Annotated in this window: 26 protein-coding genes; 22 read left to right on the forward strand and 4 right to left on the reverse strand. The window is 63.2% G+C overall.

Going from position 1 to position 26,791, the window contains the following annotated elements:
* Positions 1–119: 119 nt before the first annotated feature.
* The 14 genes from QWL29_RS14625 (at position 120) to QWL29_RS14690 (ending at position 15,725) form a co-directional block, all read left to right on the forward strand.
* Entirely contained in the window at positions 120–3,200 is a 3,081-nt protein-coding gene (locus QWL29_RS14625; protein WP_305823616.1) for a motility hub landmark protein FimV, read from the forward strand.
* Positions 3,197–3,997, forward strand: a complete 801-nt coding sequence (gene truA, locus QWL29_RS14630; protein WP_305823617.1) for a tRNA pseudouridine(38-40) synthase TruA — start codon at positions 3,197–3,199, stop codon at positions 3,995–3,997. The genes QWL29_RS14625 and truA overlap by 4 nt, the downstream gene beginning before the upstream one ends.
* 3 nt (positions 3,998–4,000) lie before the next feature.
* Positions 4,001–4,729: a phosphoribosylanthranilate isomerase gene (locus tag QWL29_RS14635; protein ID WP_305823618.1), complete on the forward strand. Its 729-nt coding sequence runs from the start codon at positions 4,001–4,003 to the stop codon at positions 4,727–4,729.
* On the forward strand, positions 4,683–5,969 hold the full coding sequence (gene trpB / locus QWL29_RS14640; RefSeq protein ID WP_305823619.1) for a tryptophan synthase subunit beta: 1,287 nt from the start codon (positions 4,683–4,685) through the stop codon (positions 5,967–5,969). The genes QWL29_RS14635 and trpB overlap by 47 nt, the downstream gene beginning before the upstream one ends.
* 39 nt (positions 5,970–6,008) lie before the next feature.
* Positions 6,009–6,806 carry a tryptophan synthase subunit alpha gene (gene trpA / locus QWL29_RS14645; RefSeq protein WP_305823620.1) on the forward strand — a complete coding sequence of 266 codons (798 nt, stop codon included), beginning with the start codon at positions 6,009–6,011 and terminating at the stop codon, positions 6,804–6,806.
* A gap of 120 nt (positions 6,807–6,926) precedes the next feature.
* Positions 6,927–7,211, forward strand: coding sequence for a hypothetical protein (locus QWL29_RS14650; protein WP_305823621.1), 285 nt, complete (start codon positions 6,927–6,929; stop codon positions 7,209–7,211).
* A gap of 158 nt (positions 7,212–7,369) precedes the next feature.
* Positions 7,370–8,188: an RNA-guided endonuclease InsQ/TnpB family protein gene (locus QWL29_RS14655; RefSeq protein ID WP_305823622.1), complete on the forward strand. Its 819-nt coding sequence runs from the start codon at positions 7,370–7,372 to the stop codon at positions 8,186–8,188.
* A 182-nt stretch (positions 8,189–8,370) separates the two neighbouring features.
* Positions 8,371–9,246: an acetyl-CoA carboxylase, carboxyltransferase subunit beta gene (gene accD, locus QWL29_RS14660; protein WP_305823623.1), complete on the forward strand. Its 876-nt coding sequence runs from the start codon at positions 8,371–8,373 to the stop codon at positions 9,244–9,246.
* An 85-nt stretch (positions 9,247–9,331) separates the two neighbouring features.
* On the forward strand, positions 9,332–10,630 hold the full coding sequence (folC, locus tag QWL29_RS14665) for a bifunctional tetrahydrofolate synthase/dihydrofolate synthase (protein ID WP_305823624.1): 1,299 nt from the start codon (positions 9,332–9,334) through the stop codon (positions 10,628–10,630).
* A gap of 9 nt (positions 10,631–10,639) precedes the next feature.
* Entirely contained in the window at positions 10,640–11,647 is a 1,008-nt protein-coding gene (locus QWL29_RS14670; protein WP_305823625.1) for an SPOR domain-containing protein, read from the forward strand.
* Positions 11,648–11,663: 16 nt separating this feature from the next.
* Entirely contained in the window at positions 11,664–12,152 is a 489-nt protein-coding gene (locus tag QWL29_RS14675) for a CvpA family protein (RefSeq protein WP_305823626.1), read from the forward strand.
* Positions 12,153–12,189: 37 nt separating this feature from the next.
* Complete coding sequence (gene purF / locus QWL29_RS14680) at positions 12,190–13,713, forward strand: amidophosphoribosyltransferase (RefSeq protein WP_305823627.1); 1,524 nt, start codon at positions 12,190–12,192, stop codon at positions 13,711–13,713.
* Between the two features lie 15 nt (positions 13,714–13,728).
* On the forward strand, positions 13,729–14,967 hold the full coding sequence (locus QWL29_RS14685; RefSeq protein ID WP_305823628.1) for a cystathionine gamma-synthase family protein: 1,239 nt from the start codon (positions 13,729–13,731) through the stop codon (positions 14,965–14,967).
* Between the two features lie 23 nt (positions 14,968–14,990).
* Positions 14,991–15,725 (forward strand): tetratricopeptide repeat protein, encoded by a 735-nt coding sequence (locus tag QWL29_RS14690; RefSeq protein WP_305823629.1) that lies wholly within the window; start codon positions 14,991–14,993, stop codon positions 15,723–15,725.
* Positions 15,726–16,255: 530 nt separating this feature from the next.
* Here the strand turns inward: QWL29_RS14690 and lexA are convergent.
* Positions 16,256–16,891 carry a transcriptional repressor LexA gene (gene lexA / locus QWL29_RS14695; protein ID WP_305823630.1) on the reverse strand — a complete coding sequence of 212 codons (636 nt, stop codon included), beginning with the start codon at positions 16,889–16,891 and terminating at the stop codon, positions 16,256–16,258.
* A gap of 242 nt (positions 16,892–17,133) precedes the next feature.
* On the opposite strand from lexA, the gene rpsF reads away from it, so the two are divergent.
* The 7 genes from rpsF (at position 17,134) to QWL29_RS14730 (ending at position 21,947) form a co-directional block, all read left to right on the forward strand.
* On the forward strand, positions 17,134–17,529 hold the full coding sequence (gene rpsF / locus QWL29_RS14700) for a 30S ribosomal protein S6 (RefSeq protein ID WP_305823631.1): 396 nt from the start codon (positions 17,134–17,136) through the stop codon (positions 17,527–17,529).
* 44 nt (positions 17,530–17,573) lie between these two features.
* Positions 17,574–17,867 carry a primosomal replication protein N gene (gene priB / locus QWL29_RS14705; RefSeq protein WP_305823632.1) on the forward strand — a complete coding sequence of 98 codons (294 nt, stop codon included), beginning with the start codon at positions 17,574–17,576 and terminating at the stop codon, positions 17,865–17,867.
* A gap of 38 nt (positions 17,868–17,905) precedes the next feature.
* On the forward strand, positions 17,906–18,196 hold the full coding sequence (gene rpsR, locus QWL29_RS14710; RefSeq protein WP_036249492.1) for a 30S ribosomal protein S18: 291 nt from the start codon (positions 17,906–17,908) through the stop codon (positions 18,194–18,196).
* 36 nt (positions 18,197–18,232) lie between these two features.
* Complete coding sequence (rplI, locus tag QWL29_RS14715) at positions 18,233–18,685, forward strand: 50S ribosomal protein L9 (protein WP_305823633.1); 453 nt, start codon at positions 18,233–18,235, stop codon at positions 18,683–18,685.
* Between the two features lie 140 nt (positions 18,686–18,825).
* Entirely contained in the window at positions 18,826–20,211 is a 1,386-nt protein-coding gene (locus QWL29_RS14720; RefSeq protein WP_305823634.1) for a replicative DNA helicase, read from the forward strand.
* 75 nt (positions 20,212–20,286) lie between these two features.
* Entirely contained in the window at positions 20,287–20,913 is a 627-nt protein-coding gene (locus QWL29_RS14725) for a DUF47 domain-containing protein (protein ID WP_229438932.1), read from the forward strand.
* 23 nt (positions 20,914–20,936) lie between these two features.
* Complete coding sequence (locus QWL29_RS14730; RefSeq protein WP_305823635.1) at positions 20,937–21,947, forward strand: inorganic phosphate transporter; 1,011 nt, start codon at positions 20,937–20,939, stop codon at positions 21,945–21,947.
* A 368-nt stretch (positions 21,948–22,315) separates the two neighbouring features.
* On the opposite strand, the gene QWL29_RS14735 is transcribed toward QWL29_RS14730, so the two are convergent.
* The 3 genes from QWL29_RS14735 to QWL29_RS14745 form a co-directional block, all read right to left on the reverse strand.
* A complete protein-coding gene (locus QWL29_RS14735) occupies positions 22,316–24,070 on the reverse strand; it encodes a PhoH family protein (protein WP_305823636.1) in 1,755 nt (584 codons plus the stop codon).
* A 236-nt stretch (positions 24,071–24,306) separates the two neighbouring features.
* The gene (locus QWL29_RS14740; protein WP_305823637.1) at positions 24,307–24,777 is read right to left on the reverse strand and encodes a peroxiredoxin; all 471 of its coding nucleotides are present in this window, start codon (positions 24,775–24,777) and stop codon (positions 24,307–24,309) included.
* Between the two features lie 245 nt (positions 24,778–25,022).
* Positions 25,023–25,400: an Mth938-like domain-containing protein gene (locus tag QWL29_RS14745; RefSeq protein ID WP_305823638.1), complete on the reverse strand. Its 378-nt coding sequence runs from the start codon at positions 25,398–25,400 to the stop codon at positions 25,023–25,025.
* 161 nt (positions 25,401–25,561) lie between these two features.
* Between QWL29_RS14745 and QWL29_RS14750 the strand changes: the two genes are divergently transcribed.
* Positions 25,562–26,788, forward strand: coding sequence for a pyridoxal phosphate-dependent aminotransferase (locus QWL29_RS14750; RefSeq protein ID WP_305823639.1), 1,227 nt, complete (start codon positions 25,562–25,564; stop codon positions 26,786–26,788).
* The last annotated feature ends 3 nt before the right edge of the window (positions 26,789–26,791 follow it).

Here is a 26,791-nt window from a genome sequence, read left to right on the forward strand (position 1 = left end):
GACTTCCGGGATTCCGTCCTTTCCCAGCTAACCTACCCGTCCCCACTATGCCACTGAACCGCCGTCCTCAGATCATGTCGTCCGCGCTGAAAACACTCACCGCCGCGGTCGCCAGTGCAGTGCTTCTGTCTTCGGCGGCGTCGGCAGCGGGACTGGGCAAGCTGACGGTGCTGTCCGCCCTCGGCCAGCCACTGCGCGCCGAGATCGAGCTGACCGCGGTATCGACCGAGGAAGCGGGCGGCCTGGTTGCCAAGCTGGCCTCGGCCGAGGCCTACCGCGCCGCGAATATCGAATTCAACCCGGCGCTGCTGGCGTTGCGCTTCAATGTCGAACAGCGGGGCGGCCGCCAGTTCGTGCGCATCAGCTCGACGCAGCCGCTGAACGAGCCTTTCGTCGACCTGCTGCTGGAACTGGCCTGGGACAACGGCCGCCTGGTGCGCGAATACACCTTCCTGCTCGACCCGGCCGAACTGCGCGCGCCGCAGCCGGCGCAGGTTGCCGCCGCCCCGGCTGCACAGCGTCCGCGCGCCGCCGCGCCTGCCACCGCGCCTGCAGCCGACCCTTCGGCAGCGCCGGCCCCGGCCACCCGCCCGCAACGCAGCACCCGCGCCGCCGAGGAGGCCGGCCCGCGTTCGCCGAACGCCGCCTCGCGCTACCGCGTCCGCCGCGGCGACACCCTGAGCGACATCGCGGTGCGCCTGAAGCCCACCGACGTCTCGCTCGACATGATGCTGGTCGCACTCTACCGCGCGAACCCGGACGCCTTCATCGGCAACAACATGAACCGCCTGAAGTCGGGCCAGATCCTGGCCGTGCCCGCCGGCGACACCCTGCGCGGCGGCGATGCCGAGGATGCGCGCGGCACCGTGGTCGCGCATGCGGCCGACTTCGACGCCTACCGCGCCAAGCTGGCCGGCCAGGTGGCCACCAGCACCCCGGCGCGCGATACGGCGGCAGGGCAGAGCGCCACCGGCCGCATCACGGCCCGGGTGCAGGAACGCCCGACCGCCGCCAACGCATCCGAGGACCAGCTGCGCCTGTCGCGGGCCACGCCGGCCCCGGCAACCGGCGCCGCCGGCGGCGCCAACGCCACGGGTGCGACGAACACCGAAGATACGATCGCCCGCGAAAAGGAACTGGCCGACGCCCAGCAGCGCGTGAAGGAACTGGAAACCAACGTCAACAAGCTGGAAGAGCTGATCACGGTGAAGAACGGCGCTGGCGCCGCTGCTGCCGGTGCGGCCGCCGACGGCATCAAGCCCTTGGTCCCGCCCAACGAGGCAGCCGAAGCGCCTGCCCAGCCGGCGCCGAAGATCAAGCCGAAGGCCGCCAAGCCGGCGCCGCCTCCGGAAAAGTCGCTGTTTGACACGCTGATGGAGAACATCACCGTCATCGGCGCGGGCGTGGCCGTGCTGGCGCTGGCCGCCCTCGGCCTGTCGCAGCGGCGCAAGAAGAAGCCGGCAACGAAAGGCACCACGGCCCCTGCGGCCGAGCCGAGCATCCTGGGCGCCGCCGCCCAGCCATCCTCGGCGCAATCGCTGTACGCCGAAACCGGCGGCCAGAGCATCGACACCAGCGACAGCGTCTTCAATTCCAGCTTCGCCCCCTCGGCCAGCCAGCTCGACACCAACGAGGTCGACCCCCTGGCAGAAGCCGAGCTGTACCTGGCCTATAACTTCGACACCCAGGCCGAGGACATCCTCAAGGAAGCCCTGCGCAACGACCCGCTGCGCCATCCGGTGCGCCTGAAGCTGCTGGAAATCTACGCCGCGCGCAAGGATGTGCGCGCCTTCGAGACCCAGGCCACCGAGCTGTACAGCCTCACCGGCGGCAAGGGCGACGAATGGGCGCAGGCGGCCGGCATGGGCCTGGCCCTGGATCCGGCCAACCCGATGTACGCCGCGGCCGCCGGCAGCGGTATCGGCGCCGGTGCGGTAGCGGCGGGCGCGGCCGGCATTGCCGCCGGGGCGATTGCCGCGCAAGACGACAACAATCCGCAGACCCTGCTCTCGCAGCAGCTGGAACAGGCCTTCCGCAGCCGCGCCGAGGACACCGGGTTCATCGAGCCGGTGTCCACCACCGACGCCCTCACCGGCGCGCCGCTCGATACCGGCTTCGGCCTCGGCAGCGTCAGCCTCGACAAGAACGCGACCGCGCTGCCGCAGGCGGACGACACCGCCGTGCCGCAGGACGCCAGGGACGCGAAGTTGGATGACAACCTGCTCGACTTCGACCTGGGCGGCCTGAGCTTCGAGCCGGTCCCGGCCAGCGAGCCGGCTTCGTTCGGCCGCAACGACATCACCGCCATGCCGGCGGCCGATTCCGCCGTGCCGGACCTCCAGTTCGACATGGAGCCGTTCGCGCCGCTCGAACCGGACGCGACGCCTGCCGGCAGCGTGGCCGCGAACAGCCTGGACGACCTGTCCTTCGACATGGATTTCGACAGCGCGCAGCCGGCACAATCGGCACAAGCGGCCGCCCTGGCGCCGCTGGACGACGACGACGGCTTCGTGCTCGACCTGTCGAAGAACGGCCCGGTCACCGACATCGACATGGCGGAACTGGCCAAGGAATTCGAGCTGCCGCCGCTGCCGGAAGTGCCGCAGAGCCCGGCCGCGTCGGACCTGAAGGACCCGCTGTTCGACCTCGACGCCATGGACTTCAGCCTGGCCGACGACACGCCGGTGACCCCGGCCACGCCGGCGAATCCGGATACCCTGGACCAGGACCTCGACTTCTCGAACGATCTGAGCCTCGACTTTGCATCCACGCCTGCCGCCGAATCGCCGGCGCTAGCGAAGGACCCGCTGTTCGACCTCGACACCCTGGACTTCGGCCAGCCGGCCGCGCCGGCTGCACCGCAGGACGATCCGTTCGCGCTGGACGCCGTGCCGGCCATCCCGAACCCGGGCACCCCGGTGCCGCGCTTCGACATGGACAGCTTCGACCTCGACCTGCCGGCGGGTGACGTTGCCGCGCCGCAGTTTGCCGAGTCCACGCAGTTTGCTCCCGAAGGCGAGGGCGCTCACTCCGAACTGACCCCGGCCCAGATGGAAATGGAAACCAAGCTCGACCTGGCGATCGCCTACCAGGAAATCGGCGACAAGGAAGGCGCGCGCGAGCTGCTCGACGAAGTCATCAAGGGCGGCAGCAGCGAGCAGGCCGGCCGCGCGAGCGCCATGCGTGCCCAGTTGGCGTGAGGCGCATCGCACTAGGACTCCAGTACGTCGGCACCGGCTGGAATGGATACCAGAAACAGCCGAGCCGTGACACCGTGCAGGACGCCCTCGAGATCGCCCTCGAGAAGTTCGCCCGCACCAGGCTGGCCACGACCTGCGCCGGCCGCACCGATTCCGGCGTGCACGCGGTCGAGCAGGTGGTCCACTTCGACACCGAACTCGATCGCCCGATGCAGAGCTGGGTGCGCGGCACGAATACCTTCCTGCCCGATTCGGTCACGGTGCGCTGGGCCCACGAAGTGGCGCCCGACCCCGATGGCCAGGATTTCCACGCGCGTTTTTCGGCGCGCGCGCGCACCTACCACTACGTCCTGTACAACAACGCCAACCCATCGGCGCTGCTGGCCGGGCGCGCCGGCTGGGTGTTCCGCCCGCTCGACGTCGAGCGCATGCGCGAAGCGGCTGCGCACCTGATCGGCCTGCACGACTTTTCCTCGTTCCGCGCCTCGGGCTGCCAGGCGAACACGCCGGTGAAGGACATGCAGCACATCGGCATCGAGCGCCGCGGCGACATCATCGTGTTCACCGTGCGCGCCAGCGCCTTTTTGCACCACATGGTGCGCAACATCGTCGGCGCCCTGGTGTATGTCGGCATCGGCCGCAACGAGCCGGGCTGGATGGCCGAGGTGCTGGCCGCGCGCGACCGCGACGCCGCCGCGCCCACCTTCATGCCGGACGGCCTGTACTTCGCCAAAATCGATTACGATCCGAAGTGGGGACTGCCGCAGGAGGCGGTCTCGCCACTGCCCTGGCTGTAAGCTATGAATCAACAACGCACCCGCATCAAGATCTGCGGCATCACCCGCGAGCAGGATTTGCACGCGGCCGTCGATGCCGGCGCCGACGCCCTCGGCTTCGTGTTCTACCCGAAGAGCCCGCGCTACGTCACGCCAGAGCGCTTTGCCGAACTGGGCCGGCTGGTGCCGCCCTACGTCAGCGCCACCGCGCTGTTCGTGAACGCCACGCTGGGCGAAGTGAGGGCGGTGCTCGATGCGGCGCCGGTGGCGCTGCTGCAGTTCCACGGCGACGAAACGCCTGACGAATGCGCGACGATTGCGGCTGTGGTGAAGCGTCCATTCGTGCGTGCCTTCCGCGTCAAGCCGGACACGGCGCACGCCGAACTGCTAGAATGCGAACTCGCATACCGCGCTGCCAGCCCCTGGTTTTCGAGTCTGTTGCTCGATGCCCACGTGGACGTCTACGGCGGCGCAGGAAAGGTCTTCGATTGGTCTCTTATTCCAAAAGAGCTCGCGCCTCGGGTCGTTTTGAGTGGTGGCTTGAGCGTGCAAAACGCGACTGACGCAACGGTCCGCGTACGCCCCTACGCCGTCGACATCAGCAGTGGTGTCGAGGAAGCGAAGGGGATCAAGGACGCCCGCAAGATCGCGGCCTTTGTCGCCGCGGTGCGGGCAGCCGATGCCATCACCCATAGCGAGACCCATCATGACCATCAAGGAAGTACAGGAAGTAGCCCTGGACGCAGCAGTTGAAGCAATCGCCGAGCGCGGCCCGAACGCCCTGTTCCAGACCACCGAATACCAGTTCCCCGACGCGCGCGGCCACTTCGGCCCCTACGGAGGCAGCTTCGTCGCCGAGACGCTGAGTCACGCGCTGGCCGAACTGAACGAAGCCTACGCGCGCTATTCGCACGACGCCGAATTCCTCGAAGAATTCCGCTACGAGCTGGCCCACTTCGTCGGCCGTCCGTCGCCCGTGTACCACGCCAAGCGCTGGTCGGAACTTGCCGGTGGCGCGCAGGTATTCTTCAAGCGCGAAGACCTGAACCACACCGGCGCCCACAAGATCAACAACGTGATCGGCCAGGCCCTGCTGGCGCGGCGCATGGGCAAGACCCGCATCATCGCCGAGACCGGCGCCGGCCAGCACGGCGTGGCCACGGCCACCATCTGCGCCCGCTTCGGCCTCGAATGCATCGTCTACATGGGCGCCGAGGACGTCAAGCGCCAGGCCCAGAACGTCTACCGCATGAAGCTGCTGGGCGCGACCGTGGTGCCGGTAGAGTCGGGCAGCAAGACCCTGAAGGACGCGCTGAACGAAGCGATGCGCGACTGGGTGACGAACATCGAGAACACCTTCTACATCATCGGCACCGTGGCCGGCCCGCACCCGTACCCGATGATGGTGCGCGACTTCCAGTCGGTGATCGGCGAGGAATGCCGCGTGCAGATGCCGGAAATGACCGGCCGCCAGCCCGACTACGTGGTGGCCTGCATCGGCGGCGGCTCGAACGCGATGGGCATCTTCTATCCCTACATCGACGAGCCGGGCGTGAAACTGGTCGGCGTCGAGGCGGCGGGCGAGGGACTCGATTCGGGCAAGCACGCGGCTTCGCTGTCGGCCGGCTTCCCGGGCGTGCTGCACGGGAACCGTACCTACCTGCTGCAGGATGCGAACGGCCAGATCATCGAGACCCATTCGGTCTCGGCCGGCCTGGATTATCCGGGCGTGGGGCCCGAGCACGCCTGGCTCAAGGATTCGGCGCGCGCGGAATACGTGTCGATTACCGATGACGAAGCGTTGCAGGCGTTCCACGACTGCTGCCGCATCGAAGGCATCATTCCGGCGCTGGAATCCTCGCACGCGATTGCGTATGCGGTGAAGCTGGCGGCGACGCTGCCGCAGGACCAGAACATCCTGGTGAATCTGTCGGGACGCGGGGACAAGGACATGCACACGGTGGCGCAGAGGATGGGGCTGGATTTCAGCTGACCGATCCACGCATCCCTCATCCACACCGAAAGCACAATTATGTCCCGCATCGAACACACCTTCGCGACCCTGCGCGAACAAGATAAAACCGGCCTCGTCACCTTCATCACCGCCGGCGACCCCGGCCCCGACCTGACCGTGCCGCTGATGCACGCGCTGGTCGAAGGCGGCGCCGACGTCCTCGAACTCGGCGTTCCCTTCTCCGACCCGATGGCCGAAGGCCCGGTCATCCAGCGCGCCTGCGAACGCGCCCTGAAATTCGGCATCGGCCTGCCCGATGTCTTTAATTTCGTGCGCGAGTTCCGCAAGACGAATGCCAGCACGCCGGTGGTCCTGATGGGCTACGCCAACCCGATCGAGCGCATCGGCCCGGACGAGTTCATCCGCTGCGCAAAAGAGGCCGGCGCCGACGGCGCCATCGTGGTCGACTACCCGCCGGAAGAGTGCGAAGCCTTTGCCGACGCCATGCGCGCGGCCGGCCTCGACCTGATCTTCCTGCTGGCCCCGACCTCGACCACGGAACGCATCAGGCAGGTAGCCCGCTACGGCAGCGGCTTCAGCTATTACGTGTCGCTGAAAGGCGTCACCGGCGCCGGCAGCATCGACACCGAGGACGTGGCGCGCCGCGTGGCCGCGATCCGCGAACACGTGAGCCTGCCGATCGGCGTCGGCTTCGGCATCCGCGATGCGGCAACCGCCAGGGCCGTGGCCTCGGTGGCCGATGCGGTGGTGATCGGCAGCCGCATCATTCAGGAAATCGAGAACGCCGGCGCGGAGCATGCAGTGGCGGCGGTGCGCGATTTCGTGGGCGGCATCCGTACGGCGCTCGACAGCTAGCCGCGCTTGCCGCCTTGCCAGGACGCCGGCCGGCCGCTGACCGCCGGCGTTTTTACTTGTTCACTTGCTATCTAGTACGTTACATTGGTGCAACTTAACCTGGTATCGACAAGGCATCCCATGAAAAAGCAAGTCGTCAGCGTTTCCATCCTGCAGAACGCCAAGGTGATGGCGGCCCTGTATTTCGTGATCTCGCTCCCGTTCACGCTGCTGATGACCATCCCGGCCCTGATGGGGCAGGGGCAGGGCGCCGGCTTCTCGATCGTGATGCTGGTCCTGATGCCGCTGCTCTACACCCTGATCGGGTTCGTTTTCACGCTGGTCGGTGCCTGGGTTTACAACCAGATTGCGGCGCGTATCGGAGGATTCGAGTTCACAACGGCTGAGGTAGCTAACGATCGGTGAAGTGTTCGCTTGCTGTTCCAATCCGTATTGAGCACCGGACAGCGATGTGCTGGCAATGTCACCGTATCGTTTGCCCGGCACTAAGGCCGGATGCCATAGTCGTTGAAACCATGAGCTGACTGATAGTGTCAGACATTGAGTAAAGGAGGCTCAATGGAATGATCCTGGCCCACCGTATCCGGCTCGACCCCAACAAAGCGCAGACAACGCATCTGGCGCGTGCAGCAGGAATTGCACGTTTCGCCTACAACTGGGCACTGGTCGAATGCGAGCGACAATTCGAGGCGTGCAAGGTTAACCCAGCTTTGCCCAGGCCAAACCAAGCGGTATTGGGGCGCCAACTAAACGCGATCAAGCGCATTCAGTTCCCGTGGATGCTGGAAGTAACGAAGAATGCGCCCCAGATGGCGATCAGGCAGTTGGGCCGCGCTTTCCAGAATTTCTTTGATAAACGGGCGCGCTACCCACGCTTTCGGCGCAAGGGCACCCACGACCGCTTCACATTGACCACCGACCAGTTCCAGATCGATGGTAAACGCATCCCTATCCCAAGACTTGGATGGGTCAGGATGCGCGAAACCCTGCGCTTTTCGGGGCGGATTGTCTCTGCGACCATCTCGCGCACAGCCGACCACTGGTATGTCGGTATCACTATCGACACTTCCGACGCACATTTGCCACAAGCCAAAAACCAAGGCGCGGTAGGTGTCGACTTCGGGGTAACGCACTTGGTCACCTTGTCGACGGGAGAGAAAATCGTTGGACCCAAACCACTACAGACATTCCTGAACCGACTTCGACGCCTGTCACGCGCTTTGTCGCGCAAAACAAAGGGTTCATGTAATCGCAGTAAGGCAAAAACCAAGCTGGCCCGCCTGTACGCCAGGATCGCCAACATACGCGCGAAATACAGGGTGAAACCAGCCCCAGCGAAGCAGGAATCCAGCGGAAAGTTAAGTAGACTTAGCTTTGTGTAAGTCTGGAAGAACGTGTATAACTTGATTGCCGCCCGCCCGCATCGGCGGTTTCGAGTTCACGACGGTCGAGGTCGGTAAGTAAGCCCACTTCGGCGTAATTGTCAGAAAGCCAAGCGGTCGACAAGCCCGGCGCTAGCGGCTACACTACGCCCCAACTTCAGAAACGCCGCAAAGGAGATAACATGAGTTGGTTGGAAAAACTGCTGCCCCCACGGATCCAGCGCTCCGATGCCGCCAATCGCAAGACCATGCCGGAAGGCCTGTGGGTCAAGTGCCCATCGTGCGAAGCCGTGCTGTACCGCGCCGACCTGGACGCGAACCAGCACGTTTGCCCGAAGTGCGACCACCACATGCGTATCCGCGCCAGAGAACGCCTCGACGCGCTGCTCGACGCAGGCGGCCGCTATGAAATCGGCCAGGAAGCATTGCCGGTCGACACCCTGAAATTCAAGGACAGCAAGAAGTACCCGGACCGCCTGAAGGCCGCGATGGAGGCCACCGGCGAAACCGACGCGCTGATCGTCCAGGGCGGCTCGATCATGAGCCTGCCGGTGGTCGTGGCCTGCTTCGAATTCGAATTCATGGGCGGCTCGATGGGCTCGGTCGTCGGCGAACGCTTCGCCCGCGGCGCCCAGATCGCACTGGAACAGAAAGTGCCGTTCATCTGCATCACCGCCACCGGCGGCGCACGCATGCAGGAAGGCTTGCTGTCGCTGCTGCAGATGGCCAAGACCACGGCCATGCTGACCAAGCTGTCCGAGAAAAAACTGCCGTTCATCAGCGTGCTGACCGACCCGACCATGGGCGGCGTGTCGGCCTCGTTCGCCTTCATGGGCGACGTCGTGATTGCCGAACCGAAAGCCCTGATCGGCTTCGCCGGCCCGCGCGTGATCGAAAACACCGTGCGCGAAAAACTGCCGGAAGGCTTCCAGCGCGCCGAATTCCTGGTGCAGAAGGGCGCCGTCGACATGATCGTCGACCGCCGCAAGATGCGCGAAGAAATCGCGCGCCTGCTGGCCCTGCTGCAGAACCAGGCTGCCGAAGTCGTCGCCGAATAACAGCATCGCACATCGCTCCTGACGGCCGGCCGTCCGCCACGCGGGCCGCCGGCCGTTCATCCTTATTGCGTCTCAACATTAATCCATGCAAAACCTCCCCACCACCTTGCCTGCGTGGCTGGCGCTGATCGAGTCGCGCCACGCCGAAACCTATATCGACATGGGCCTGGACCGCGTGCGCGCCGTCAAGGAGCGCATGGGCCTGGCCTTCGCCTGCCCGGTGATCATGGTGGCCGGCACCAACGGCAAGGGCTCGACCTGCGCCATGCTCGAATCGGTCCTGCTGCATGCCGGCTACCGCGTCGGCCTCTACATCAAGCCGCACTTCCTCGACTTCAACGAGCGAGCCCGCATCAACGGCGAAATGGCGAGCGACGACGCCATCGTCGAGGCTTTCGACTACGTGGAAGCCCAGCGCGGCGACATCTCGCTGACCTATTTCGAGTTCACCACCCTGGCCATCATGCATTTGATCTCGAAAGCCGGCGTCGACGTGGCGATCCTGGAAGTGGGCCTGGGCGGGCGCCTGGACGCAGTGAACGTGATCGACGCCGACGTCTCCATCGTCACCAGCATCGACATCGACCATGCCGACTACCTGGGCGACACGCGCGAGGCCATCGGCTTCGAAAAGGCTGGCATCTTCCGCGCCGGCAAGACCGCGATCTGCAGCGACCCGGTGCCGCCAAGCACCCTGATCAAGCACGCCGAGGACATCGGCGCCGACTTGTGGCTGATCGGCCGCGACTTCAACTACCAGGGCGACCAGCAGCAGTGGAGCTGGGGCGGACGCAACCAGCGCCGCAATTCGCTGGCCTATCCGGCCCTGCGCGGCGCGAACCAGTTGCTGAACGCCTCGGCGGCGCTGGCAGCACTCGAGGCCCTGCGCATGCAACTCCCGGCTGGCGCCCAGGAAGTGCGCACGGGGCTGGCGCTGGTGGAACTGCCGGGCCGCTTCCAGGTACTGCCGGGCCGCCCGACCACGGTGCTCGATGTGGCGCATAACCCACATGCCTCGGCCACCCTGGCCCAGAACCTCGGCAACATGGGTTTCCATCGCTATACCTATGCCGTGTTCGGCATCATGGAAGACAAGGACATCGCCGGCGTGCTCGCCCCCATGGCCGGTTTGGTCGACCACTGGTGCCTGGCCGACCTGCCGTCGCCGCGCTCGGCAAAGGGCGAACAACTGGCCGAACAGGTGGCCGCGCTGAAGCCTGCCGGCGCGAAAGAAGAGGACTTTTCAGTGACCAGTTTCGCCGATCCGGCCGCCGCATTCGCAAATGCGGTGAGCCGTGCCGGGGAGAATGATAGAATTGTGGTCTTTGGCTCGTTCTATACCGTCGCCGGCGTGATGGCGGCCCGAAAAAACTCTCTTCACTGATTAAGACGCATGGGCTTGTTCTCGATCTTTAGTAAAAACAAGCAAGAAAGCACTGCCCAGGACAGTGGTCATTTCTCCCGCGACGACGACAATCTTGCCGAGCGCGCCCGTGCCAAGCGGGCTGCCTACGCGGGCGAAGCGGCAAGCGCCTCGCGCCGCAGCCGCAGCGGTGGCGACCCCATGCTGCCTGAGAAGAAGCGCGCACGGCGCCGCCTGGTAGGCGCGATCGCGCTGGCGCTGGCCGCCGCCGTCGGCCTGCCGATGCTGCTCGACTCCGAACCGCGTCCGCTGGTGGGCGACATTGCCATCGATATCCCGGCCAAGGACAAGGCGCCGGCCCTGCCTGTGCCGCCGAGCCCGGTGCCGGCTGCCGACAGCGTCGACCAGGACGAGGAAATCATCGATCCGCCGGCGCCGCCTGCTTCTACTCAAGGCACGACGCAGGGTACGACGCAAGCCGCGCCGCCGCCGGTGCGTACGGCCCAGGCGCCTAAGTTCGATCCGAAAGAGCTGGTGTACGCCGAGCCGGAACCGAAGCCTGCGCCCAAGGCGGAACATAAAGCCGAACCGAAGCCGGAACCGAAGAAGCCGGAACCGAAGCCCGTCGAGCACAAGCCCGAGCCGAAGAAGCCCGAGGCTAAGCCGGAGCCGAAGAAGCCCGAGCCGAAAAAGGCGGACGAGAAAAAGCCCGAAGACAAGCCGCGTACCAAAGACCAGGACGCCGCACGGGCGCTGGCCCTGCTCGAAGGCAAGCCAGCCGACAAGGCCGAAAAGCCCGCCGCCGCCAAGTCCGAGGCCAGCCAGCGTTTCGTGGTCCAGGTGGCCGCACTGGCGAGCCAGGACAAGGTGGCCGAATTGCAGGCAAGGCTGCGCGCCGCCGGCGTCAGCGCCCATACCCGCAAGTCGGGCGAGCTGATCCGGGTCCAGGTGGGGCCGTTCGGCAGCCGCGAAGAAGCGGAAAAGGCGCGCGCCAGGCTGAGCGCCCAGGGCTTCAGCGGTTTCCTGGTTCCGGTGTAAGCGTGGTCGGGGCAGCGTGACGATTTTCGATTATCTGGTATTGTTCGTGCTGATTTCCTCCGTCATCATCAGCACCATGCGTGGCCTGGTGAAGGAAATCCTGTCGCTGCTGGGCTGGGTCGTCGCCTTTGTGGTCGCGAATGCCTATGGCGCCCAGCTGGCGCCGCTGCTGCCGGAAATGATTCCCGGCGAAACGGTGCGCCTGATGGTGGCCTTTGTCGCCTTGTTCCTCGGTGTGCGCATCCTGATGGGATTGCTGGCGCTGGCGCTCGGTTCGCTGATCGAGGCAGCCGGGCTGACCCTGGCGGACCGCGGCCTCGGCGGCCTGTTCGGCCTGGCGCGCGGTGTTGTCATGGTGCTGGCCGCCGTTATAGTGTGTTCGATGACTTCCATCCCTCAACAAGCATTCTGGAAAGAAGCGCTGTTGTCGCCCCTGGCGGAGACCGGTGCACGCACGGTCAAGCCTTTCCTTCCCGCTGCCCTGGCGCAGCATGTTCAGTTTTGATCTTTCTGTAACGGCATTCAGTTCTTAGGAGCACACCATGTGTGGCATCGTCGGCGTCGTCTCGCAAACTCCCGTCAACCAGCTCTTGTACGACGCATTGCTGCTGCTGCAGCACCGCGGCCAGGATGCGGCGGGCATTGCAACCAATCACAGCAGCATGTTCTCGATGTACAAGGCCAACGGCCTGGTGCGCGACGTGTTCCGCACCCGTAACATGCGTTCGCTGCAGGGTAACACCGGCATCGGCCACTGCCGCTACCCGACCGCCGGCTCGTCGAGCGAAGAGGAAGCGCAGCCGTTCTACGTGAACGCGCCGTTCGGCATCACCCTGGCCCACAACGGCAACCTGACCAACCAGGCGGAATTGAAAGACGCACTGTTCCGCAACGACCGCCGCCACATCAACACCAACTCCGACTCGGAAGTGCTGCTGAATGTGCTGGCGCACGAGATCCAGGTCGCGGCTAATGGTTATTCGCTCGATGCCGAGGCCGTCTTCAAGGCGGTCGGCATCGTCCACAAGCGCGTGCGCGGCGCCTACGCCGTCGTCGCCCAGATCGCCGGCCACGGCATGCTGGCCTTCCGTGACCCCTACGGCATCCGTCCGCTGTGCCTGGGCATGAACGAAGGAGAAAATGGCGTCGAATACATGGTCGCCAGCGAATCGGTGGCCCTGGAAGGCATCGGTTTCCGTTTCGTGCGCGACATTGCGCCGGGCGAAGCCGTGTTCATCGGCGAAGATGGGCAACTCCACGCGCGCCAGTGCGCCGAGAACCCATCGCTGAACCCCTGCGCCTTCGAATACGTCTACCTGGCGCGCCCGGATTCGGTAATCGACGGCGCCTCGGTGTATGCCACGCGCCTGAAGATGGGTGAATACCTGGCAGATAAGATTCGCAAGGAAATCCCGGTCGAGGAAATCGATGTGGTCATGCCGATCCCGGATTCCTCGCGTCCGGCCGCGATCCAGCTGGCGCTGAAGCTGGGCGTGGAATACCGCGAAGGTTTCATCAAGAACCGCTATATCGGCCGCACCTTCATCATGCCGGGGCAGGGCATGCGCAAGAAATCGGTGCGCCAGAAATTGAACGCCATCGGTTCCGAGTTCAAGGGCAAGAACGTGCTGCTGGTCGACGATTCCATCGTGCGCGGCACCACCAGCCGCGAGATCGTGCAGATGGCGCGCGAAGCCGGCGCCCGCAAGGTGTTCTTCGCCTCGGCCGCGCCACCGGTGCTGTTCCCGAACGTGTACGGCATCGACATGCCGACCCGCGACGAGCTGATCGCCTATGGCCGCACGGTTGAAGAGGTGTGCAAGGAAATCACGGCCGACCGCCTGGTCTACCAGGACATCGACGCGCTGAAGCGTTCGATCTCGGATGTGAACCCGGAACTGACCAACTTCGAGGCCTCGTGCTTCGACGGCGTGTACGTGACCGGCGACGTGACCCCGGCCTACCTCGACAACCTGGAATCGGCCCGCCACAACGGCGGCAAGGCGCGTCCCGAGGACGAGGTGCGCACCCAGCTGAATTTGAATCCGCCTGTGGCCGCGGAATAATTGGCAGGAAGATCGATGAGCGACAAACAGTACGGCTTCACCACCACCATCCTGCACAACGACCGCCGCAAGACGATCGAGCAGGGCTCGCTGCACAAGCCGGTGCACACTTCGGTGGCATTCGGCTACAACGATGCGCGCCAGCTGGCCTCGGTGTTCCAGGGCAAGGAACCGGGCTTCCGCTACGGGCGCCAGGGCAACCCGACCGTCTCCGCGCTGGAAGACAAGCTCACCAAGATGGAAGACGGCGTCGCCACCCTGTGCTTCGGCACCGGCATGGCGGCCATCGGCGCGCTGTTCCAGGCGCTGCTGAAAGAGGGCGACCACATCGTCTCGTCGAGCTTTTTGTTCGGAAACACCAACAGCTTGTGGCAAACGGTGGCGGGGCAAGGCGTGGACGTGGCCTTTGTCGACGCCACCAACGTGGCGAACGTGGAAGCGGCGCTGACGCCGAATACGCGCTTCGTATTCGTCGAGACCATCGCCAATCCGCGCACCCAGGTCGCGGACCTCAAGCGCATCGGCGAACTGTGCCGTGCGCGCGGCATCCTGTACGTGGTCGACAACACCATGACCACGCCGTATCTGTTCCGCCCGAAGGACGTGGGTGCGGGCCTGGTCGTGAATTCGCTGACCAAGTCGATTGCCGGCCACGGCATCGCCCTCGGCGGCGCGCTGACCGATACCGGGCTGTTCGACTGGAGCGCCTACCCGAACATTGCCGACAACTTCCGCAAGCAGCCGGCCGCCAATCAGGGCATGGCGCAATTGCGCGCGAAAGCCCTGCGCGACTTCGGCGCCTCGCTGGGGCCGGAAGCGGCGCACCACATTGCAGTGGGCGCCGAGACGCTGGCGCTGCGCATGGAGCGCACCACGGCGAATGCGCTGGCGCTGGCGCAGATGCTGGAGGCCGACGAACGTGTGGCCGCCGTGCATTACCCGGGCCTGGCGTCGCACCCGCAGCATGGCGTGACGCAGGAACTGTTCCGCGCCGGCGGCTCGCTGTTGAGCTTTGAGCTGAAGGACGGCATCGACTGCTTCGATTACCTGAACCGCCTGCAGCTCGCCATCCCGGCAAGCAACCTGGGCGACACGCGTACCCTGGTGATTCCGGTGGCGCACACGATCTTCTTCGAGATGGGCGCCGAGCGCCGCGCCAGCATGGGCATTGCCGAGTCCCTGATCCGGGTCTCGGTGGGCATCGAGGACAGCGCCGATCTGCTGGAAGACTTCCGCGCAGCGCTGGACGCCTGAGCCATCACAAAGGACGCGACAACATGAAGAAAACTGCGCTGCTGTTTGCCGGCCTGCTGCTGGCGGGCATAGTCCATGCGGGCGAGCTGGAAGACGCCAAGGCCTTGTTCGATCAGAAGAAGTATCCCGAGGCCATGAAGCTGTACACCAGGCTGGCGAACGCCGGCAACGTCGAGGCCCAGCAGAGCCTGGGCCAGATGTATTGGTATGGCGAGGCGGGCGAGGTCGACGAGGCCAAGGCCACGGCGTGGTTCACCAAGGCCGCGGCCAAGGGCAACAAGGTGGCCGCCGATTCGCTGGTGATCATGCAGCAGCGCGTGGAGCGCCGTGCCGACATCGACTACTGGGTGTCGAAGTACGATGGCGAAGACCTGAGGTCCGGCAAGTTCCACTGCACGGCGCCGCGCGTGCCGCCGATCTCGAAGCAGAGCGACGAGATCGACCGGGTCGCGAACGCGATCAACAAGTGGCAGGATTGCTACAACGGCTTCGTGCAGAACCTGAACGCGGTCACGCCCCTGACGAACCGGATCCCGGCCGACATTGCCAAGCTGATGAACGCGGCCGAGATGGAAAAGGCCAAGGCCCACCTGGCGCAGGTGCAGGAGAACGTGTCGGAAGAAGCCAAGGTCGGCGCCAAGATGACGCTGGCGGACGTGGCGGTGTGGCGTTCGGCGACCGAGGCGTATATCGCCGAGCACAATGCCATTGTGAACAAGGCGCCGAAGGACGAGTCGTTGTCCGGCAAGCGCAAGTAAAACATACGCCACGTGAGCCGGTGTTGGGGGGGGCTCGAACCCACCGGCTGTTGCCGATGACGCGGAAGTTTACAGGTAGGGTGGGCACTTGTGCCCACGCGGTAAAACGCTCGATCGATACGCATCGCATCGTCCAGCTAACCTGCCGGGACCGTGTGCGACATTCTTATGCTGTACCGCGTGGGCACAAGTGCCCACCCTACCACCCCGCGCCATTCCACGATCTGTAAAAAAAGGCCGCGTCAGCAGCCTTTTCTACGTAGAGGATGTGAAAAAATTGTCAGGGCAAGGCGCCGAGTCGAAGACAGTACGAGCGTACGGCGAGACAAGGCAACGCAGCCATGGCGATTTTTTCACATCCTCGTAGGGTGGGTTCTCGAACCCACCAGCCATCAGTGCCAGCTGCGCATCAAGCCCACAGCCAGCCCTTCGAGCGCGAACTCATCGCCCGGCGCCACCNGAGACAAGGCAACGCAGCCATGGCGATTTTTTCACATCCTCGTAGGGTGGGTTCTCGAACCCACCAGCCATCAGTGCCAGCTGCGCATCAAGCCCACAGCCAGCCCTTCGAGCGCGAACTCATCGCCCGGCGCCACCTGGATCACCTTGAAGTCCGGATTCTCCGGCAGCAGCTCGATCAGCTCGCCCGTCTTGCGATAACGCTTGACGGTCACATCTTCGCCCAGCCGCGCGACGACGATCTGGCCATTCTTGGCGCTGTCTACTTTCTTCACGGCCAGGAAATCGCCATCCATGATGCCGGCGTCGCGCATCGACCAGCCGCGCACCTTCAGCAGGAAGTCGGGCCGGGCGGCGAACATGGCCGGGTCGACGTTATAGGTGGCTTCCACGTGTTCCTGTGCCAGGATCGGCGAGCCTGCAGCGACGCGGCCGACCAGCGGCAGCGACATCAGGAGGGCAGGCGGGATGGCCGGCAGCGCCGGTTCGGCCGTGTTGCCGAGCAGGCGGATGCCGCGCGACGTACCCGAGACGATCTCGATCGCGCCTTTGCGTGCCAGGGCTTGCAGGTGCTCCTCGGCCGCGTTGGCCGAGCGGAAGCCCAATTCCTTCGCGATCTCGGCGCGGGTCGGCGGGAAGCCGGTGTTGTCGATCGCTTCCTTGATCAGGTTGAGGATCTGTTCTTGCCTTGCAGTGAGCTTGAGCATGGGTATACCACTGGTTATCGATTCAGACTGTATTTTTGTACAGTGCTTCTCATAATGCAAGGGAAAACGCAATTAAATCCGCATTTTCTCTTGCCCGGCTGTCGCGGAAGCGGTACAGGCAGCGATGCTGGCTCCGCGATTGCCACGCCGCCGGCTTCGCGCTATAATTGCCGGCTTTCCCTTCCCACACTCGTCTTGACGCCGAGGTGGGCATTTGTTTAAACGTCCTCAAGGAGTGTTGCATGCGTCATTATGAAATCGTTTTTATCGTCCACCCGGACCAAAGCGAGCAAGTCCCGGCGATGATCGAGCGTTACAAGGCCAGCGTCACCGCGCGCGGCGGTAACATCCATCGCGTGGAAGACTGGGGCCGTCGCCAGATGGCTTACTCGATCCAGAAGCTGCCGAAGGCACACTACATCTGCATGAACATCGAGTGCGACAACGAAACCCTGGTCGAGCTGGAAACCGCATTCAAGTTCAATGATGCCGTGCTGCGTCACCTGACCGTGAAGATGAAGAAAGCTGAAACCGCTCCATCGCCAATGATGAAGTCGGTCCAGCGCGAAGACGCAGCCAAGAGCCACCGCGCAGAAGCCCCAGCGGCTGCTGCTGCCCCAGCCCCTGCTGCTGCCTAAGTTTTTTTTGCCAGAATCGTGAACGGACTCCGGTCCGCCAAGAAGTGAACCAGTTACAAGTCGTCGCCACCATCGCTGAACGCGACGTACTGCGCTACACCCCGGCCGGCGTGCCGATCGTTTCGGCAATCTTGCTGCACAGTTCGCAGCAGGTCGAGGCAGGAGTGACGCGGCTGGTGGAGTTCGAAATTGCCGCGTTTGCCGCGGGAGAAATTTCGGGCCGCTTCGCCAGCGCCGAGTTGGGCGCCGCCCACCAGTTCACGGGATTTCTGGCCAAGAAGAACCGCAACAGCAAAGCCCTGGTGTTTCACATCATTGATTTCAGTGCCGCCGCTTAAATTATCAGCGGCCCACCTTTTAGATACAGGAGCCTCAAATGGCATTCGGTAAAAAGTTCGACAAAAACAAAGCCAAGGAAAAACTGAAGCGCAAACAGCAGAACCCGCTGTTCAAGCGCAAGAAGTTCTGCCGCTTCACCGCCGCCGGCGTTGAACAAGTTGACTACAAAGACGTCGACACCCTGAAAGACTTCGTCCAGGAAAACGGCAAGATCATGCCGGCACGCCTGACCGGTACCAAGGCGCACTACCAGCGTCAGGTCGACACCGCGATCAAGCGCGCACGCTACCTCGCGCTGCTGCCGTACACCGACCTGCACAACGCTTAATCGCGCTGCTCAGTTCAGAACATCCTGGAGAAAAATATGCAAATTATCCTTTTGGAAAAAGTCGTTAACGTCGGCAACCTGGGCGACGTCGTCAAGGTCAAGGACGGTTACGCACGTAACTTCCTGATCCCGCAAAAGATGGCCCGCCGCGCAACCCAGGCCGCTGTGGCCGAGTTCGAAGTCAAGCGCGCCGAGCTGGAAAAAGCGGCTGCTGAAAAGCTGTCGGCTTCGCAAGCCCAAGGCGACAAGCTGGGCGGCATGACCATCACCGTCGCTCAAAAAGCCGGCGTCGATGGCCGTCTGTTCGGTTCGGTCACCAACTTCGACATCGCCGAAGCCCTGACCAAGCAAGGTTTCGCCGTCGAGAAGTCGCAAGTGCGCCTGCCGACCGGCCCGCTGAAAACCACCGGCGAACACCCGGTTGCGGTCGCACTGCACACCGACGTCGTCGTGGAAATCACGATCGCTGTCGTTGGCGAAGCTGCCTAAGTGACGTTGAATTGCCGCTGATTATTTAACAATAATTAGTTGTTGTATTCTGGAAAAAGCCGGGTTCGCCCGGCTTTTTTTATGACCCAAAAGTCGCCAATTATTTCAGCCGTGTGACCGGAGCAGGTATAATGCCCGCCATGAATACCCCCGCAGATCCGCAGATCGAATCGCTGCGCATCCCCCCGCACTCCATCGAAGCAGAGCAGTCCGTCATTGGCGGCCTGCTGCGCGATAACGCGGCGTGGGACCGTATTGCCGACTTCATGCACGCGGAAGATTTTTATCGCTACGACCACCGCATCATCTTCGAACAGATGGTCCGGCTGATCAACAGCGGCAAGCCGGCCGACGTCATCACCGTCTACGAGGCCATGGTCTCGCTCGGTAAGGCCGAGGACGTGGGCGGCCTGCAATACCTGAACGCGATGGCGCAAAACACGCCATCGGCCGCGAATATCCGCCGTTACGCCGAGATCGTGCGCGATCGCGGCATCCTGCGCAAGCTGATCACCGTTGCCGACGAAATCTCGGGCAATGCGTTCAATCCGCAAGGCAAGGAAGTCAAGCAGATGCTGGACGAGGCCGAGTCGAAGATCTTCGCGATTGCCGAGCAGGGCGCCCGTGGCGCCCAGGGCTGGAATCCGATCCAGCCACTGCTGACGCAGGTGGTCGAGCGCATCGACGAACTGTACTCGCGCGAAAACCAGGGCGAGACCACCGGCGTGCCGACCGGCTTCATCGACCTCGACAAGATGACCTCGGGCCTGCAGCCGGGCGACCTGGTGATCGTGGCCGGCCGTCCGTCGATGGGCAAGACCGCTTTCTCGGTGAACATCGGCGAGAACGTCGCCATCGAAGCCGGCCTGCCGGTTGCCGTGTTCTCGATGGAGATGGGCGGCGCCCAGCTGGCCATGCGTATGCTGGGCTCGGTCGGCCAGCTCGACCAGCACCGCCTGCGTACCGGCCGCCTGAACGACGAAGACTGGCCGCGCCTGACGCATGCGATCCAGAAGATGAACGACGCCCAGCTCTACATCGACGAGACACCGGCGCTGAATCCGATCGAGATGCGCGCACGCGCGCGCCGCCTTGCCCGCCAATGCGGCAAACTCGGCCTGATTATCGTCGACTACCTGCAGCTGATGCAGGGTAGCCAGCCGGGCGACAACCGCGCCGCCGAGATTTCCGAAATCTCGCGTTCGCTGAAGGGCCTGGCAAAAGAACTGCACTGCCCGGTCATCGCGCTGTCCCAGCTGAACCGCTCGCTGGAACAGCGTCCGAACAAGCGTCCCGTCATGTCCGACTTGCGCGAATCCGGCGCAATCGAGCAGGATGCGGACGTCATCATCTTCCTGTACCGCGACGAGGTGTATAACCCCGATTCGCCGGACAAGGGAACGGCCGAAATCATTATCGGCAAACAGCGTAACGGTCCGATCGGGGCGATTCGCCTCACCTGGATCGGTCAGTACACCAAGTTTGGCAACTACAGCGGCAACCTCGCCGTCTACCAAGGCGATTAAGCCGATATTGCGGCGCCGTGGACCCCTTGGTCCACAGCCCCTCGCAGTCCCAAGAGTTTTATCACGGAGAAATACATGTTTGGACGCCTGATGCCCACCGAGGGCAAGTTTTTTGATTTGTTCAACCAGCACGCAGCGCTGTGCGTGAAGGGTGCGCAAGAAATGGTTGGCCTGATGACCAACTTCGACGACCTGGAAAACCGCGTGCACGCCGTCGAAAGCATCGAAAAACAGGCGGACAAGATCACCTACGCCACCGTCGACCTGCTGCACAAGACCTTCATCACCCCGCTCGACCGCGACGACATCCACAAGCTGATCACGCGCATGGACGACATCCTCGACATGATGGAAGACGCCGCGCAAACCATCTCCCTGTACGACCTGCACGCCGTGACGCCGGAAGCCAAGCGCCTGGCCGAACTGTGCCTGTCGGCCTGCCAGAAGGTCCAGGAAGCCGTGGCCCTGCTGCACGACATGGGCAATGCCCAGAAGATCGTCGCCATCTGCGAAGAAATCGACCGCTTCGAATCCGACGCCGACCACGTGATGCGCGCGGCGATGAGCAAACTGTTCCGCGACGAACCGGACGTCCGTAACCTGATCAAGATGAAGGCGATCTACGAGATCCTCGAGACCGTCACCGACCGCTGCGAAGATGTCGCCAACATCATCGAAGGCATCATTGTCGAGAACGCGTAAGCTTCCTTAGAACAAAAATAATTATGGAACATCTCACCATCAGCATTTACGTGCTGGGTTTGCTGGTGCTGCTCGCACTGGTCTTCGACTTCATGAATGGCTTCCACGATTCGGCGAACGCGATTGCGACCGTCGTCTCGACCGGCGTCCTCAAGCCCCAATCGGCGGTTGCCATGGCGGCCTTCTTCAACTTCGTGGCGATCTTCGTGGTCAACATGAAGGTGGCGCAGACGATCGGCAAGGACATCATCGATCCGCACATCGTCGACCATTACGTGATCTTCGGGGCCCTGGTCGGGGCCATCGTCTGGAACGTGATCACTTGGTACTACGGCATTCCTTCGTCGTCCTCGCACGCCCTGATCGGCGGCCTGGTCGGCGCGGCAGTGGCCAAGTCGGGCACCGGCGCGCTGATCTCGGCCGGCCTGTGGAAAGTGGTCGCCTTTATCGTGCTGGCGCCGCTGCTGGGCTTCGTGCTCGGTTCGATCATCATGCTGATCGTGTCCTGGGTCTTCGTGAAGAGCACGCCGCGCAAGGTGGACGTCTGGTTCCGCCGCCTGCAGCTGGTGTCGGCGGCCGGCTACTCGCTCGGCCACGGTGGTAACGACGCGCAAAAGACCATGGGCATCATCTGGATGCTGCTGATCGCTGCCGGCTACGTGAATGCCGGCGACGCGCATCCGCCAGCCTGGGTCATCATCTCCTGCTACGCGGCGATCAGCTTCGGCACGCTGTTCGGCGGCTGGCGCATCGTCAAGACCATGGGCCAGAAGATTACCAAGCTCAAGCCCGTTGGCGGCTTCTGCGCGGAAACCGGCGGCGCCATGACCTTGCTGATGGCCAGCTTCTGGGGCATTCCGGTCTCGACCACCCATACCATCACCGGCGCGATTGTCGGCGTGGGCGCCTCGCAGAAGGCCTCGGCCGTGCGCTGGGGCGTGGCGGGCAACATCGTGTGGGCGTGGATCTTCACCATTCCGGCAGCAGCCTTCGTGGCGGCGATTGCCTGGTGGATTGGCAAGCACATCATGTAATGGTGCGCTGCGCGCATTGAAATGAAAAACGCCCGGCTAATATGCCGGGCGTTTTTGTTTTGTGAGCATACACGTAGCTCATTTTGATCCAACTGCTTCGAGGCTGGCGTAGGGTGGGCTCTCGAGCCCACGCGGTCTCATCGCATGATATGCGACGGCGTCGAATGGAAATCGGTACGCACGCAATTCATTTGTTTGCATACGCAATCGTGCATCAACCGCCGTACCGCGTGGGCTCGAGAGCCCACCCTACGCCCATGCATGAGTACGTATTAAACCGAAGCGGTAACGTGATTCGATGGCCGTAAAAAAACCTGCGGGCCCTGAGGCGCGCAGGTTTTGCTTGTCAGCTAATGAAGCGAAGACGCTTACAACACGTCGCTCGCGTGATCCGCCAAACGCGAACGTTCGCCGCGCGCCAGCGTCACGTGGCCGCTGTGCGCCCAGCCCTTGAAGCGGTCGACCACGTAGGTCAGGCCGCTCGAGCCTTCGGTCAGGTAAGGCGTGTCGATCTGGGCGATGTTACCCAGGCACAGGATCTTGGTGCCAGGACCGGCGCGCGTGACCAGGGTCTTCATCTGCTTCGGCGTCAGGTTCTGCGCCTCGTCGATGATCAGGAACTTGTTCACGAAGGTACGGCCGCGCATGAAGTTGAGCGACTTGATCTTGATACGCGAGCGGATCAGGTCCTGCGTGGCGGCACGGCCCCAGTCGCCGGCGTCGTTGTCCGACTTGTTCAGCACTTCGAGGTTGTCGTCGAACGCGCCCATCCACGGCGACATCTTTTCTTCCTCGGTGCCCGGCAGGAAGCCGATGTCTTCGCCCACCGGCACCGTCACGCGGGTGACGATGATTTCGTTGTACTGCTTGGTCTCCAGCACTTGCGCCAGGCCCGCGGCCAGGGCCAGCAGGGTCTTGCCGGTGCCGGCCTGGCCGAGCAGGGTAACGAAATCGCATTCCGGATTCATCAGCAAATTCAGCGCGAAGTTCTGCTCGCGGTTGCGCGCGGTGATGCCCCAGACACTGTTCTTGTTGTGGCTGTAGTCGCGCAGCACTTGCAGCACGGCGGTCTTGCCGTTGATTTCCTTGACCTGCGCCTGGAAGGGCGAATCGTTGGACTCCAGGTAGACGAACTGGTTCACCAGCAGGCTGTTGATGAAGGGACCGGTCACGCGGTAGAACGTAGTGCCGGCACGCGTGTCTTGCCACGACTCCATGTTCTTGCTGTGCTTGTCCCAGAAGTCGTCCGGCAGCTGGACGATGCCCGAGTACAGCAGGTCGGTGTCTTCCAGCACATGGTCGTTGAAGTAATCTTCCGCCGGCAAGGCCAGGGCGCGCGCCTTGATGCGCATGTTGATGTCTTTCGACACCAGCACGATGGCGCGGTCCGGCTGCTCGCTTGCCAAGGCTTTCACCACGCCAAGGATCTGGTTGTCGGCCTTGCCGACCGGCAGGCCTTCAGGAAGGGTAGGGCCGTTCTGCAGTTTGGTCTGGAAGAACAGGCGGCCCTTGGCGTCCTTGTTGCCCAGCTTGGCCAGTTCGATGCCGGCCTCGATGGTGTCGTCGTCGATGTCGGCGATCAGGGCGTCCAGGGTGCGCGACACCTGGCGGGCGTTGCGCGCAACCTCGGACATGCCTTTCTTGTGGTCGTCGAGTTCCTCAAGCGTCATCATCGGCAGGTAGACGTCGTGTTCCTCGAAGCGGAACAGGCAGGTCGGGTCATGCATCAGCACGTTGGTGTCGAGCACGAAGACCTTGGTCTTGCCGGTGCGGTCGGCCCTGCGGCTGGTGGAGGACTTGACATTGACCTCGACCGGCTTGTGCTTGGCCGGATGCGGCTCGTCCATGTCCGTTTCCTTGAGCTTGGCAACGGTGTCGACGCGGGCTGGGCGCTCAGGTGCGGCTTGCTGCGAAGGTACGGCAGACAGCGGCGTGGCCTTGTCCTTGCGGCCACGGGTGGACTTGGCGGCAGGCACGGCCTTGCCGCTGATGAGATCTTCGACAGGATCGGCCTCGACCGGCGCAGCAACGGCGCGCACAGGAGACTTGCCGGGTTCGGCCTTGGGGTATTCATTTACCGGCAGCAGCGTGGCCGGTTTCGTTGGAATTTTTGGTAGTGGCATCAGGTTCTCAATCTAAAAAAGTGGAGGACGCTCGCGTCAGCGCGTTTGGAAAAACGCACTGCCGGGCGGATTCTATGCACTGGAAAAATGTTGCGGGGGCGCGAGCCAAGGAGATAGAGGCGTTGAACAAAAACGCGCCTTGGCAGGCAGCCAGATTGAAATGATGCTGAGATGAAACGGTGCGACTCAAAATAAGCGATAAGGGTCCAGCAGGTTGATCGACTGGAGCCATCCGTTCAAGGCTGGCTCTTCACAAATTCCAGCACTTCATCGACGTGATCGGCAACTTTCACGCCACGCCATTCTTTCACCAATCGGCCTTGAGCGTCAACGACAAACGTACTGCGCTCGACCCCGCGTACTTGCTTGCCATACATGTTCTTCATCTTCATGACGCCGAACTGGTTGCACACCAGTTCCTCAGGGTCGGAGATGAGTTCGAAGGGCAGGCCGAGCTTGGACTTGAAGCCTTCGTGCGAGCGCATCGAATCGCGGCTGATGCCGTAGATTTCGGTATTCGCGGCCAGGAATTCGTCGTGCTTTTCGCGGAAGGCGATGCTTTCGGTGGTGCAGCCGGGGGTGTTGTCCTTGGGGTAGAAATACAGCACCGTGTACTTCGCGGGACGGCCGCCAAGCTGGAAGGTCTGGTCGCCGGTCATGGCGGCGCTAAAGTTCTCTACGGATGCTGCGCTTGGGCTGTCGGCCACGTGAATTCTCCTGGACTGTATCGGGCTGGTTCAAGCCCTTATCATAATCTGCGCCGCTGCCGGGTGGTAGTGCCGATACGTCACCCGGGCGGTGCTCGATGCGCCAGATGGGGGCGAAAGATTGCCTTTCAACCACAATAATCGGAATGTACACGAGGAGCCGAAGGAGGGGCGTTCGATTGAAACGCCGTGCAAAGGATATTTGCACAGGAGGCTCCGCATGCAAATATCGTTTTTACCCGGATTTACGCCGCGTCGATGATCAGGGCCAGGGTCACCTTGCGGCCTTCGCCCATCAGCACGTTATAGGTGCGGCAGGCGGCCTGGCTGTCCATGCTTTCGACGCCGGTGCGTTTGTCGGTCAGGCTGGTAATCAGGCGCGGATGCACGAAGCGCTGGCGCTCGCCGGTGCCGAGGATGACGACGTCGGGCGCATCAAGCGCGATCTGCTCGAAATGCTGGGCGGTCAGGTCTTCAAAGCGCGTCACGTCCCACGGGCGCGGCGGCGTTTCCGGCATCACCAGCAGGCTGTAGTTGAAACGCTCGGCATTGATCTCGACGCCGGAAGCATCGTAACCGGTCACGGTCTGGTATTGCTGGTTATCGTCGGAATGCAGCTTCATGGCGTGTAAAAATGAATAGGAACAAGCGGCCCATTATAAGCGTTTCGTCATCCAGGCCATTTACGCGCGCCTCGATCTGGTGCGAGGTTGCTTAAATCTGGCGCTTTCGGCAGAATGGTATTTTTCGCACTGCAACATGCGGGCCAACTACAGGTGACAATTTGCGACCGATTCTGAAATCGAACAAGCTCGACGATGTCTGCTACGAGATCCGCGGCCCGGCTTTGCAAAAGGCGCGCCAGATGGAAGACGACGGCCAGAAGATCATCAAGCTGAACATCGGCAACCTGGCCGTCTTCGGTTTCGATCCGCCCGACGAGATCATGCAGGACATGATCCGCAACATGTCGGGCGCCGCCGGGTATACCGATTCCAAGGGCCTGTTCGCGCCACGCAAGGCGATCATGCACTACACCCAGCAAAAGCGGGTCGCGGGTGTCGGCATCGACGACATTTATTTGGGTAATGGCGCATCGGAACTGATCGTCATGGCCATGCAGGGCCTGTTGAACAATGGCGACGAAGTACTGGTGCCGGCCCCGGACTATCCACTATGGACCGCCGCCGTCAGCCTGGCCGGCGGCGCCCCGGTGCACTACATCTGCGACGAGCAGGCCGACTGGATGCCGGACATCGCCGACATGCGGCGCAAGATCACCCCGAACACGCGCGCGATCGTCGTCATCAACCCGAACAACCCGACCGGCGCCCTGTATCCGCGCGAGATCCTGCTCGAGATCATCGAGCTGGCGCGCCAGCATGGCCTGATCATCTACGCCGACGAAATCTACGACAAGGTGCTGTACGACGGCCACGTGCACGAGTCGATCGCCGCGCTGGCCGACGACGTGCTGTTCGTCACCCTGAACGGCCTGTCGAAGAACTACCGCTCCTGCGGCTACCGCGCCGGCTGGATGGTGGTGTCGGGCGAGAAGCGCCACGCGAAAGACTATATCGAAGGCCTGAACATGCTGGCCTCGATGCGCCTGTGCGCAAATGCGCCGGGGCAGTTTGCGATCCAGACCGCGCTCGGCGGCTACCAGAGCATCGACGACCTGGTGCGCCCGGGCGGACGCCTGCTGAAGCAGCGCGACCTGGCCTACGAATTACTGACTTCTATCCCGGGTGTGTCCTGCGTCAAGCCAAAAGCGGCGCTCTACATGTTCCCGCGCCTGGACCCGGCGATGTACCCGATCGCCGACGACCAGCAGTTCATCTGCGAGCTGCTGGCCGAGGAAAAGGTCTTGCTGGTGCAGGGCACCGGCTTCAACTGGACTGCGCCGGACCATTTCCGGCTGGTCTTCCTGCCCAACTCCGACGACCTGACCGATGCCTGCGGCCGTATCGCCCGCTTCCTCGACGGTTACCGACGACGCCACGCGCGCTGAAAC

The organism is Massilia brevitalea (assembly GCF_030711405.1).
GTDB lineage: Bacteria > Pseudomonadota > Gammaproteobacteria > Burkholderiales > Burkholderiaceae_D > Telluria > Telluria brevitalea.

Coding starts and splice junctions, on each gene's coding strand:
- QWL29_RS14635 (WP_305823618.1), top strand. CDS start 4,001: ATGAATCAACAACGCACCCGCATCAAGATCTGCGGCATCACCCGCGAG.
- trpB (WP_305823619.1), top strand. CDS start 4,683: ATGACCATCAAGGAAGTACAGGAAGTAGCCCTGGACGCAGCAGTTGAA.
- trpA (WP_305823620.1), top strand. CDS start 6,009: ATGTCCCGCATCGAACACACCTTCGCGACCCTGCGCGAACAAGATAAA.
- QWL29_RS14650 (WP_305823621.1), top strand. CDS start 6,927: ATGAAAAAGCAAGTCGTCAGCGTTTCCATCCTGCAGAACGCCAAGGTG.
- QWL29_RS14655 (WP_305823622.1), top strand. CDS start 7,370: ATGATCCTGGCCCACCGTATCCGGCTCGACCCCAACAAAGCGCAGACA.
- accD (WP_305823623.1), top strand. CDS start 8,371: ATGAGTTGGTTGGAAAAACTGCTGCCCCCACGGATCCAGCGCTCCGAT.
- folC (WP_305823624.1), top strand. CDS start 9,332: ATGCAAAACCTCCCCACCACCTTGCCTGCGTGGCTGGCGCTGATCGAG.
- QWL29_RS14670 (WP_305823625.1), top strand. CDS start 10,640: ATGGGCTTGTTCTCGATCTTTAGTAAAAACAAGCAAGAAAGCACTGCC.
- purF (WP_305823627.1), top strand. CDS start 12,190: ATGTGTGGCATCGTCGGCGTCGTCTCGCAAACTCCCGTCAACCAGCTC.
- QWL29_RS14685 (WP_305823628.1), top strand. CDS start 13,729: ATGAGCGACAAACAGTACGGCTTCACCACCACCATCCTGCACAACGAC.
- QWL29_RS14690 (WP_305823629.1), top strand. CDS start 14,991: ATGAAGAAAACTGCGCTGCTGTTTGCCGGCCTGCTGCTGGCGGGCATA.
- lexA (WP_305823630.1), bottom strand. CDS start 16,891: ATGCTCAAGCTCACTGCAAGGCAAGAACAGATCCTCAACCTGATCAAG.
- rpsF (WP_305823631.1), top strand. CDS start 17,134: ATGCGTCATTATGAAATCGTTTTTATCGTCCACCCGGACCAAAGCGAG.
- rpsR (WP_036249492.1), top strand. CDS start 17,906: ATGGCATTCGGTAAAAAGTTCGACAAAAACAAAGCCAAGGAAAAACTG.
- rplI (WP_305823633.1), top strand. CDS start 18,233: ATGCAAATTATCCTTTTGGAAAAAGTCGTTAACGTCGGCAACCTGGGC.
- QWL29_RS14720 (WP_305823634.1), top strand. CDS start 18,826: ATGAATACCCCCGCAGATCCGCAGATCGAATCGCTGCGCATCCCCCCG.
- QWL29_RS14725 (WP_229438932.1), top strand. CDS start 20,287: ATGTTTGGACGCCTGATGCCCACCGAGGGCAAGTTTTTTGATTTGTTC.
- QWL29_RS14730 (WP_305823635.1), top strand. CDS start 20,937: ATGGAACATCTCACCATCAGCATTTACGTGCTGGGTTTGCTGGTGCTG.
- QWL29_RS14735 (WP_305823636.1), bottom strand. CDS start 24,070: ATGCCACTACCAAAAATTCCAACGAAACCGGCCACGCTGCTGCCGGTA.
- QWL29_RS14745 (WP_305823638.1), bottom strand. CDS start 25,400: ATGAAGCTGCATTCCGACGATAACCAGCAATACCAGACCGTGACCGGT.